Source organism: Amycolatopsis jejuensis (assembly GCF_000717335.1).
GTDB lineage: Bacteria > Actinomycetota > Actinomycetes > Mycobacteriales > Pseudonocardiaceae > Amycolatopsis > Amycolatopsis jejuensis.
Genome location: NZ_JNYZ01000090.1, coordinates 1 through 1,183, shown reverse-complemented (window position 1 = coordinate 1,183; position 1,183 = coordinate 1). Strand labels below are relative to the sequence as shown.

Below are 1,183 nucleotides of genomic sequence, written 5' to 3'. Positions count from 1 at the left end.
GCGGCGACGGCGGCGAGGTGTTCGGCGGTGTGGGCTGAGAGGTCGGTGCTTTTGGGGAAGTACTGGCGGAGCAGGCCGTTGGTGTTTTCGTTGCTGCCGCGTTGCCAGGGTGAGTGGGGGTCGCAGAAGTAGACGGGGATGCCGGTGGCGATGGTGAATTCGTGGTGGCGGCCCATTTCGCTGCCTTGGTCCCAGGTCAGGGATCGTTGCAGGTGTGCGGGCAGGGTCGCGACGGTGGTGGCGAGGGCGTCGCGGACGTGTTCGGCGCCGCGGCCGTCGGGCAGGGGCACCAGGATCGTGTAGCGGGTCTGGCGTTCGACCAGGGTCGCGATGGCGGAGGCGCCGTCCTTGCCGATGATCAGGTCGCCTTCCCAGTGGCCGGGGACGGCGCGGTCGGCGGCTTCGGCGGGCCGGTCGCTGATCATGACCATGGGTTCGGCGAAGCGGGGCCGGCGCTGTCCGCCCGGGGTGCGGGGTTTGCGCGTGGCGCGGCCGGTGCGCAGCGCGCGGTGCAGTTCGCGGCGCAGTTCGCCGCGGCCTTGGAGGTAGAGGGCCTGGTAGATCGTTTCGTGGGTCACGTGCAGCTCCGGCCGGTCGGGGTGGTCGCGGCGCAGCCGGCGGGCGATCTGCTCCGGGCTGAATTTCTCGTCCAGCATGTCCTGCACCCGTTCCCGCAGCTCGGGACTGGCCGCGATCTTGCCCGTTTTCGGCCGCGGGCGCCGTGCCCGGGCGAGGTCGTGCGCCGCGTGGGGCCGGTACTCGCCCGAGCCGGGGCGGGCGTTGCGGGCGATCTCCCGGCTGATCGTGGACGGGCTGCGGCCCAGCTCGGCTGCGATCGCCCGCCGCGAGCGGCTCGCCGCCAGCCCGTCCGCGATCACGATCCGCTCCTCGACCGACAGGAACCGGCCCGAATCCGGCTCCGGCCGGACGGGCCGCGGCACCGTGTTGCGCCCCGCCCGGCTCGGCCGTCCGTGCCGCCACAGATGCCCGGTCCGCCGGTCGACCCCCACCATCCGGCACGCCTCGACCGTGCCCACGCCTTCCGCCACAAGATCAAAATACCGGCGGCGTTCCGCCGCCAGCCTCACACGACCCTGCGGCCCCCGGCCCTCCCCGACCCCGATCACGGCAACCCCTGCACAACTCAGGCGTTGCAACAACCACTAGAACCCAAGCAGATTCC

The 1,183-nt window shown here is 72.4% G+C and carries 1 protein-coding gene; it reads right to left on the bottom strand.

The features are described from left to right. On the bottom strand, positions 1-1,127 hold a 1,127-nt coding region (locus tag OO71_RS45850), incomplete at its 3' end, for an IS30 family transposase (RefSeq protein WP_033296420.1). Between the last annotated feature and the right edge of the window lie 56 nt (positions 1,128-1,183).